At 48.7% G+C, this 10,309-nt stretch carries 3 protein-coding genes; all 3 read right to left on the bottom strand.

Features of this window, described 5'->3' with window-relative positions; all coding sequences use genetic code 11:
• Positions 1-8: 8 nt before the first annotated feature.
• The 3 genes from MYF79_RS17540 to MYF79_RS17530 are packed head-to-tail and all read right to left on the bottom strand — an operon-like array spanning position 9 to position 9,628.
• A complete protein-coding gene (locus tag MYF79_RS17540) occupies positions 9-3,503 on the bottom strand; it encodes a hypothetical protein (RefSeq protein WP_247808952.1) in 3,495 nt (1,164 codons plus the stop codon).
• A gap of 27 nt (positions 3,504-3,530) precedes the next feature.
• Positions 3,531-4,040 carry a hypothetical protein gene (locus MYF79_RS17535; protein WP_247808951.1) on the bottom strand — a complete coding sequence of 170 codons (510 nt, stop codon included), beginning with the start codon at positions 4,038-4,040 and terminating at the stop codon, positions 3,531-3,533.
• A 23-nt stretch (positions 4,041-4,063) separates the two neighbouring features.
• Complete coding sequence (locus tag MYF79_RS17530; RefSeq protein WP_247808950.1) at positions 4,064-9,628, bottom strand: PA14 domain-containing protein; 5,565 nt, start codon at positions 9,626-9,628, stop codon at positions 4,064-4,066.
• Positions 9,629-10,309: the final 681 nt, after the last annotated feature.

Below are 10,309 nucleotides of genomic sequence, written 5' to 3'. Positions count from 1 at the left end.
AGGAATAATTAATCTTTTAACAATGCGCTTCTCGTCTCCTTCACGGTCTTAATGCCGCTTTCTGTTTCCCTTTTCAGCCTGATCAGTGTACCATCGTCATCATACTCATAGAAGGTGGCATAGTTGTTCTCATCCAGTTCCGCCATCAATCGCAGGTCGGCAGAGTTGTACACAAAAGAGCGCATGTTGGCATTGTAAGGGTGTATACGGAGGTCGTCCAGGTATATGGTAGCTGTACCGGTTGCCTGTACTGATATGATCAGTTCAGTAGCATCTGCAGGCAGCGTCACTGGTTGTTCATACCGTTGCCATCCGTCAATGATGCCGCCCTTTGGCGTTGCAACCAGTACGGAAGATGTTGATCCCCGTTTGGCTGAAATAACCATCCTGTTACCGGTATAGCTAAGTCCTTTACAGTCCTTTGCCTCCTTGACCCAGGCACTGATCACGATCTGCTTACCGGCAAATGGTGAATATACCGGGAGTATAGCATCCTTATTGGTACGGATACTGCCCAGTACCTGCCCTCCGCTCACACAACTGTTGGTATTCCTGTTGAAAGAGAGATTAAAACCGGCAGTACTATCGGGTACTATCACCGCGCTGATACCGGCGCTCTTACCGGCAGCTATGCGCAGGCTGTATTTCCCGGTATGCTGTTGTGTAGAATCCAGATCGCTTTTATAGGAAGAGAAATCAAAGCTGCGTCCCCCGCTGCAGGCAGTATCGCAGGCAGCACCGGCGGAGCTATAGTCTTCAAATCCTTCATAGGCTGCTTCACGGTAACGACTGTTCTGTACTACGGCGGTGGTCAGCGCATCATCAAATCCATAGATAGCAGCGTTATATCTTCCCAGGGGATCTGTATTTTCCAGCTCAAAGCCTTTTTTATTATACAGGGTGGCTGTATTGTTCCATATCCAGCGGGTAGTGTCATATTGTGGTTGCCATCTGCCAGTGCTGCCTTTTTTCCAGAAAGCAACGAAGTCTTTGATGGTACCGTCTGTTCTGACATTAGTGGCCGTTGCCGTACTGCTCTCTGTTCTTGCCGCGTAATAGGAATAACTCCGCTGTGGCTTCCAGTTGCCCAGCAGGCCATAGGTATATGGGTTTACACTTGTATCGGTCACGGCGCTGTAACAGGTCAGGTTGTAGGGCGCCAATGTGATATTGACGTCTGCATGGATCGGATTCATGCAGATATCTGAGTAGATGATCACGTGATAATTCCCCCCGCTCTTTGGTGTAACCGGCGATAATACCGGGTTCTGTAAAGTGCTGCTGAAATTATCAGGGCCTGACCATGCATAGGTGATGGCGGTTGTTGGCAGGTTAATGATCTTAAACTCGATCCTGTCACCGATACAATACTCAAGTTTATCGGAAGTAGCCAGTTCCGCCGTTTCAAAATCGATGATCTTCAATCGCTGTACTGCTGCAGCGCCACATTCATCTTCCACCCGTACGTCGTAGTTCTGGTTCTTCATCAGTGTATAAGCGCCGCCGGAAGTAGCCGTACTGAATTTACCAGTGGTATTACTGGCCCAGTAAGGTCCGGTGGAACCTTTTCCTTCAGCAGCCAGGCGGTAGGCGAAGACGCCTGTGACGGCCTTACTGCCACCGGCGGCGACAGCTACGATACTACCAGAATTATCCGGCGCGCCGGGACAAACCCATCCCAGCGATTTATTGACGTCTATGATCAAAGGCTTGTAGGTGAAGTTGATCTCTTTGGTATTCGGGCTGTTTGCCTGCGAAAAATCGCCCACAATGGTCGGATATGAAGACATCGCGATCCTGTATGTACCTTCCAAAGGCAATAAAAGGGAATCGCCGGTGGTGATGATCGAATTGTCATATCCTACGGAGCCTTGCGGCCCTCTCACGATCCTGAAATAGACAGGTTGCTGCGCATCATGATAAACGCTCGTACCGGTAGGCTTTATCTTAAGGCCGGTACAGGTTTGCTCTTCTGTATAGGTCAGGTTGAAACGGTACACATCTCTTTCGGTCACCGTAACGGGCAGATCATAACTGAAACAGCTGTCAGTTACCCGGAAAGTGTAGTTACCCGGATAAAAATACCGTGCAGGGTTATGCTGTGTCATGTACACGCCCCAGGTGTTACTCTGGTAATCGGGCGTAACTGTTGCAGTATAAGGAATATTGGAAGGACTGGTCAGGGTGACGGTCGTTCCTGCTGTGAGGTAACCTGTTGACTTGTAAATGAGGAACATCACAGCACCATCATTTCCATAGAGCCCACCATTCTGGTTAATGATCACAGAATATGGATTGGATACCGGGCCGTTAATGACTACATCTCTATCGGCTATTGTCACACCATCGTTCGTAACACCTGTTATATGATAGGTGCCAAAGGGAAAATGCGACATGGTCTGCCGGTCTACATTTTTCCTTATCGTGTCATAGCGTACGGCATTGGTTGTCTTATTCCTGAAGCTTATATAAATGGGATAACAATGTGAATACGAGGTATCCACATAATAAGTTTCGTCGAAATCCGTCGCACAGTTCAACTTGTAATAATCCCACATATAAGGGATCCCGAATACCCGGGGATATACCACTTCATCGCCACAGGCCGTCCTGATGTAGTAAGTGACCGTTTTAGTGTACATGTCCTTAAAAGTCTGTCCGGCAGCCAGCGTGAAAGTATCTTTACCACCCAGGTCCTTATAGGCCGTTTTGGGTCCGCCGTCAAAAGACACGCTATAGGTCAGCGGCGTACCCGGCGCCAGGTACTGCACAAAAGGGCTTCCGGAATATGCGCGGGGCCCTGTTATCACGAACTTATTACAGGTATTCGGCACACCATATGGCATTGCAGTGTACAGATCGGCTGTAGGTATCAGGGAAAGTTCATCGATCACCAAAGCCTGTACAGAGGCCGCCGCTCCACAGGCATCTGTAATGGATACTGTGTAGGTGCCCGGCTGCAGGCTGTCGATATAAATGTCCTGTGTTGCCGTAAATGAGGTACGGCCGGTATACGAAGCGGGCTTACCTGTTATATTGATCTGGTAAGGTAGCCTTCCGTTCTTCATAGACACGTATGCCCTTCCCGTATTACAGGCATGTAATGCCGGACGGTTCTGGGATATTGCCGCTGTAAAAGGAATGTAGTTGCCTGATACAGTTACATCTACTGTGGCAGATACTACTGCATTGTTACAGATCCCTTTCGCTAAAGCGCGGTAACTGCCTGCGGGAATATTCTCAAATACGTTAGATGTATTGGGCGACACGTTGTAACCACCGGAGGTCAGCGGTTCAAGGCTGAACAGCATGTCAGTTACATTACCTGCACCTGTACCGGTAAAAGACAGGGTGATCTTACCGCTGGCAGCGCAAAGAGAAGGCTCTGTGACAGCACTGAGGCCCCAGGCAGGGCAGGTCTGCGCACTGGCACCGGCGGTAAGCAATAAGAGCAATGCCTGTAAAACAAAAATATATTTACGCCTGAATATCTTGTATATCATTGGTATAGCGATAAAGCGGTTAACGAACTACTGTTTCTTTTTATAGTAACAGGTACATTCCAGTACAACCGGAACATTGCTGGCCTTATCCATGAAGGAGGCGCCCGGTAGTTCCAGCAACAAGGTCCCGCCACTTTGCACTTTATAGCGGTAGGGCAGATATGGCGCTTCGGGAGAAGGAATGCCGGGCATCCTATTTTCCGGCATTGGCGGCAGCGCCTTCTGATACAACAGGATACCTTTCTCTTCTATCTTATATTTACCCGTTTCGGTGAATCCCGACGCATTGGTGATCATACACTTGTCCCCATCCACTGCAATCTTCATCGGCACGAAACCAGTCAGGTTTTTAAACTCTTCTGCCTTCGTCAAAGTCTTCTCCTCCAACAGCCGGTGATCCTGCTGCGAGAACAGGCGGGTCTCTATCTTTACTACCTCCCAGGTACCAGCCACCGGTGGCCTGCCACCCTGTGCTTCCACCATACCATAAGCGCCGGCAAGTATCATCAACAGCACAAGTAATCTCTTTATAAACATATCATCTGATTTTATGTAGTCAATTAATTAGCGCAAACGGCCTTCTGTTTCTTCTTATCGGCCACCTGCCAGTCCTGTTTATATTCCACTGCATTCGCCTTGATCACTCTCGAGCTGGCATCTATCACCAGCTGGTATTTATCACCCTGCTTCACCAGCGGATTGCTGAGCATGGACGCATCTCCAACAGCCAGGCTCATATTCTTCCTGCCGGAACGCACTACTTTCATCATCACATCATTGCCTGAGAAGGGTACACCGTCCGCATCCACGAAATAGATATCAGGCGTGCCGCCATTCACGGCATTGGCATCTACCGCATACAGTACACTGCTGGTACGGAATGTGGCTATATCAGGCGTACATTCCGCGCCTCCCGTCTTCAATCTTGAGCCTACGAGTATCACATCGCCGCTACTGAAATAATCAGCTTCCGTATTCGCTGCAAGCCCCTTTGTGATCTTACCCCCGGAGATGAAAATATTATCCAGCACCACGTTCACGTTCTTATACGCACCGCTCATGCCTTCGTAGGTCCATCCGGAAGGCCAGCTGAAATTATAAACAGGATCTCCGAAGAGGTTCTGGGTACTGGTCAGTACCACATTGCCGGTCTCGTTGTCGTATGCAATATTGCGGGTTACCACCCTGCTTCCTTTATCAATGACTACAATGCTGTCAAGCAAACCATGACGGCTGATCACCTTAGTGGCTGCGACAGACTTGAACAATACTTCTTCCCTCTGTGCAAGGTTCCAAAGTGTAGGGATGAGGAATACCGGCGGCAGGCTGAATGAGAAGAAATCGCCATTCACGTTGAAGTTGTTAGAATTGGTCACACTCTTCTGGTGACGCATATCCAGCATCAGTTCCACATCTTCTCCCACTGTAGCGGCCGTATCCACAACACCGTCCGGACTGATAGTGATAACGGTACTGCTCAGGTGCTTGAACTCAGCAGCCGGTGCTTCTGTTCTGTAGAAGTTTTCTGTATAGGATACCGGGTTATCAGCATCCGTTTCCGCATACATACCTTTGGAGCGCATTTTACCGTTCATATCATTCAGTTCCACTTTAAAGCCCTGGCTCACTGCCACAAAGTGTTTTGCGTTGATACGCAGGAAATTGGCCAGCGCCGGCTTAAAGCGTTTTTTGCCATCTGCTGCGAGGGTCATATCGGTCAATACCGGGAAATCATAAGTGGTAAAAAAGCGGGTTTCTTCAAAGCCATTGGCAGAACGCACATTCTTTGAATTGATGGAACGCGCCCTTACTTTCCGGTAACCAACCGATGGCGACGGGAAGAAGGCCTCACACAAAGGCTCTTCGGTATAGCCCATATTCACGGGCGCCAATGCAGCTACCTGCTGTTTATATTCCAATGGCTGACGCCAGGGGTTTTCTTCATTGCCTATCATCGGCTCATAACTGGCCACACCACTGCTGATCTCTACAGGCGTCCTGTTCACTTCAACCGTGGTCGTGTACTGGTATTCAGTGCCATATACAGATTCCTTCTGTTTGGTCATGGCATTCCAGTTATCGTATATTTTAACACGTTTTACACGAAGGCCACCGCCGTATTTCTTATAGAATGGATTATCCAGTCTTACCATGGTGCGCGATGTATCGATGTCGCGCATCCATCCTTTTGCCCTGGCAGCCACGTTGTAGGTGAGGAATGTATTATTGATATTATCCGCCTGTGACAGCAGGATCTTGACTGCATCGGAGAATTCGAAGTCGTCTCCCGTATCCGATCCCGGATAGGCTTTAGAAGGCAGGTTCAGACGGAGGTATTGAATGGCGGCCTGCGCCATCGGACTGAATATGCTCGTTACCTCGCCTGTATCGCCGCTTGCATTGATAGCTTTTACTTTGATCCAGATCGTATTGCCATTGTTGAAATAGCCATATTCATTATCGTCGATCACAGCGTAGCAAGGCACGTATTCACCACCACCACCAAACTTATCGCCCGGCACCTGTACGAATAAGCGGAAGTATAAGCGGCCATTCAATCCCTCCAGGTACCTGGTATAGATCTCCTGTTTGCTGCTGACCGGCTTTGGTACCTTGACAGCAACATAGCGGTAGTCGGTAAGACCATACAGCGAGCGATTTACATCGTTCATATTAGCAGGTGCACTATTGGAAAAGCCGGCCACCCTGAACATCTGCGCGGCACGCTTGTTCTGTACATACGCATAGTCATCACTCTCATAATCAATCTTCATGCGACCGCCACCGGGCAATATGATAGAATCCAGCGTCCATGCTGCCGCATTAGCGGCCGCCAGCGCACTGTCCTGCAATGCATAGGGATACTCGGCATTGTTGATCTGGTTAGAAGATGTGTAACCGGGGTTCTGCGAAGATGGTTTGTAATTTCCCCAGCGGTCATACGACTTAGCATTATATACCGGGTTGTTGCTATTGTAATTAAAGACATAAGGATTCTTCTTTCCCTTGTCGTTGCCGTTATAAGTGAACCAGACACGTTTCAGTGTCAGTTTGCCGTTATTGTTCAAGGGCCTGTTCACACCGGGACACAATTCATAGGTATATTCAAAGTGAACGGTCTTAATAGGCTTAGCGCCTGTATTATATTTCTGAAAATCTGCTTTCGCATACAGGTTGATCTCATCCAGTTTGCGGGCTACACGGCCGGACTGCTTTACACCGTTCTCGTTGACGGCGGGCAGGTCTTCACGTTCGCTCGTCCTGAAGGTAGCGATCATTGTTTTCGACTCTATGGAATGCAGGTACCAGAGTTCTTTTTCACCAGTTACATAACTGCCTTTATCGTCCCTGTTATCAGTTCTCTGCCCTTCATTGTAGGCGGCACTGTCATTGGCTGGTGATCGCCACTGGTAAGGATTCTTAATACCGGCGATCTTTGTATAGTTGAACTTAACGGCCGTTCCCAGGTCATCATCAGAGATACCGTCGCCGGTAACATCAGCATAATCGGCCGACACTATACCTGTCAGCAGGAAAGAATGCGCGAAGGCCGGAAACTCCTCACTGTTGAAATAATTGTCATTGCCTTTATTATTACCGAGTGTATTGTCGGAACCTGCGGCATATTTCACCATTCCTTCGTTCCTGTTACCACCACTGGCAGCCACTGAGAAGGTAACATCTTTTTGTTTCAGGTTGTACACGGGAATACCGTATACATAACGGCGACCATCGGTATTCAGCACACTGATCTCGGAAATATGGTCAGCTTTGCGGAACTGGTTCACACGTTTCTCTCTCGAGAGGAGACCATTACCTACTACGAAGGTGTCTTTATCCGGCATCAGGTAGAGGTTGGAAGTGGGAATGGGCACCTCTGTAGTGCCTAATGGCTTCCACAGCATTCTCATTACTGCACGTCCACCCGCCTGGTAATATTCTGTCCTTATATTATATAATTCACCTGCCACCAGGTTCACCCAGGCAGTATCCTGTTTCTCCCCGTGATCATTCCAACGGTCTATCAGCAATGTATCGTTCAGGTATAATCTTACGCCATCATCACTGCGGGTGCTGATGCGGTAAGGCCCTGTAACATCTGCCTTCAGCCGGCCCGTCCAGCGTACAGAGAAGTTGTTGTCCAGGTTGACGCCCGCAGGTGCGGTAGCGGTGAACTCGCCTTTGTTGTTGTAGTTCACCACCGGGTCTATACGTTCGAGTACTTTCTCTTCGAATTTCTTTCCTTTATAATATTCTGCTTTCAGTCCTACGCCCTGCCCGTTGACATTATCAGGAAAATCAACGCTGCAGCTATTCAGGCTGAACAGGTTCGGTGTATAGTTCTCAATATATTTTGAAAGTCCGCCAACACTGGCTTCGCTGGCCGTAAGGTAAGAAATGACCTGGCTGCGTTTGTCGCGTGTTGCTTTATACACGTTGTCAGGTGTCAGCGTTTTCTTTGCTACCAGCTTTTTATTGCGATAAGCATTCAGTGTATTGGTAGCCTCAATAGTTGGACTGCTGTTTCCTGGTTGGTGCAGGTCTACAGCCACCACATCATCGCCCCCAATAGCATCATAAAATGCTTTAGTATTGCCGGTCTTCTCGCCGGGGTTCCTGAAGTAAGCGCTTTCAAATGTCTTGTCGGACTTCCTGAATGCCACGGTAGTAGCCAGGGGATTCTGTTCCACCCAGGGGCCTACCTGCGTATAGGCGCGGGTCAGGCTCAGGTCAACACCACCGTGTACGAGATCGCCGATACCCACATCGGTGCTCAGCCTGGACGATTTATCCTTTGATCTCATGGCATGATCGTATACATATCCTATATCTCCGCGATAAGCGCGAAACATACCACCATTGCCCTCTCCTGAGATGGAGAACACATCGTAAGTGTAGGAAGGAACGCCTATATTGGGCACAGCAGGTTTCTCCCTGTAAGCGATCTCTTTATCACGGTTATAATCCAGTAAGGCGCCCTCGTTGCCATTCGCTTTCTGATAGTTCAGATATCCATATGCCGGCAATGCCAGGCGTTTATCTTCATCCGCAATGTCCTGGAGGGATACGTATCCTGATACATAAAAACTGGGATGCACCACTTTTGTTTCATAGCCGATCTTCGCTGTATAACTGAATGATGTATTGGTGTAGGCAATGTTCATGGTGGGGGTAAAGGCCGGCTGTGCAAAAGAGATATAGCTCGACATAGTGCTGCCATGTTCAGCAACCTCCCTGTTTTTCTTATCATCTGCAGAATATTGCCGCAGGCCTGCCGAGAACGTCAGCGCTTTCATTCCTTCACGGGCGTTGTAGGAAAGCCCGGTAGATACGCTACCACTCATGCCGCCTTCCTGCGAAGCTTTCTGATCGGCAAACTTATAACTGAAGGAAGTACCGAGCGTGACTCCTTCCTGCGAGCTGTTGGTAATAGACAGGCCGCTGGTTAAGGTACCCATACTGCGCGAGCCCACATTGATATTGGCGTTCACGCTTGTTTCCAGTCCCCAGCCCTTATAAGTGTTGTACAATACGCCCATACTACCGCCTATGCCGAAGCCCACAAACTTGCTAAGGCCTGTAACTTCCACATCTGCACCGGAAGTTACCCCGATCGTTTTGTTAGCCTTCATATTGGACGCCTTCTGTATGGTGTCCGTACCGTTGAAATCGTCGGGCAGTCCGCGCATATTCCTCGTGATGGATCCTGGATTAATGTTCCAACCCAGGCCCACCCAGCTGGCCTCCTGGTCCATAGAGATCCCACTGCTGTAACCAAGCGCCAGCGGATAGCCGCCAACGTCCATCAGGGGGATCTTGTAGGAGAAGTCGCCGGAGAACAGATCTACCATATTGTCGCCGTTCACTGAATGGAAGGATTGGCTTTCTGGCTGTCCGGGGCCGCCATAGTGTGTTTCACTTGTCTGCTCATTTAAGGCCACATCGGCAGCAACAATAGATGCAGGCAATGTTTTTCGTGTGCTGCTCACCGTAGTATGGCTGAAATGCCGGGGCGCCCGCGGCGCAGCAAATGCGTATGCGGGCAATACTGCATCACAATAAAGTAAGATGAGCATGGCAATGGCAAATGCTTTCTTACCTTTCGCAGCGGTCTTCAGTATCATTGAAAGTATATTTAAGTATAGGAAATAAGGGTCTGGTTCCTCAGTGAGAAGAGGAAATCGCAGGTATATGATTATGTGCCGGGCCGGAGCCTGTTAACGGATATACATGTTCATGCTTTTATATATTGCATAGTGCAGCCGGGGACTGATATTGCCCATAGGGATAACTGATTTCATTAGAAGAGTTTTACTGTTATATGCTACGTGAAAGATAGGCTGTTGTTCGTCACAACATCAAATCATCAATATGTGAATTTTGTTTTTGGTTTACTGGGCAACAATGCTCGGTTGCAGTGTCTCTTAAGGTTGCTAATTTGTTGCGAAATTAACTCAGGCATAAACCTACGGACAATAACGTATATTTCAAAACATTTATTAAAAAATTTTCTAGTGTCAGCTACATCTAATGCGGGTTAAATGCCGGGGGTGAAACCTATGGCCATAACCGCGGTACTCCGGATGGAGCACGGCGCATCCAGGCGCTTCACAGGCCCCCTTACTCTCCACAATCCCGACGATAAATACCAACTAGTTTGTATTTTTCCTACCATTATTCTTTCCTAATTTTCGGGAGTAAAAACCGCAGGAAAATGTCAACGCTTTCCGGTTACAGCCACAGGCGCCCGTCCAATAGCCGGGCACTTCCGGGATATACCCCCCGCGGGAAACGTCCAACCAGAT

Source organism: Chitinophaga filiformis, from assembly GCF_023100805.1.
In the GTDB taxonomy this organism is placed as follows: Bacteria; Bacteroidota; Bacteroidia; order Chitinophagales; family Chitinophagaceae; genus Chitinophaga; species Chitinophaga filiformis_B.
Note: the sequence above shows the minus strand (reverse complement) of the source record. Positions and strands in the feature narration are given on the sequence as shown.

Excerpts from the sequence above, each read along its gene's own strand:
- MYF79_RS17530 (WP_247808950.1), bottom strand. The coding sequence starts at position 9,628 with ATGATACTGAAGACCGCTGCGAAAGGTAAGAAAGCATTTGCCATTGCC.
- MYF79_RS17535 (WP_247808951.1), bottom strand. The coding sequence starts at position 4,040 with ATGTTTATAAAGAGATTACTTGTGCTGTTGATGATACTTGCCGGCGCT.
- MYF79_RS17540 (WP_247808952.1), bottom strand. The coding sequence starts at position 3,503 with ATGATATACAAGATATTCAGGCGTAAATATATTTTTGTTTTACAGGCA.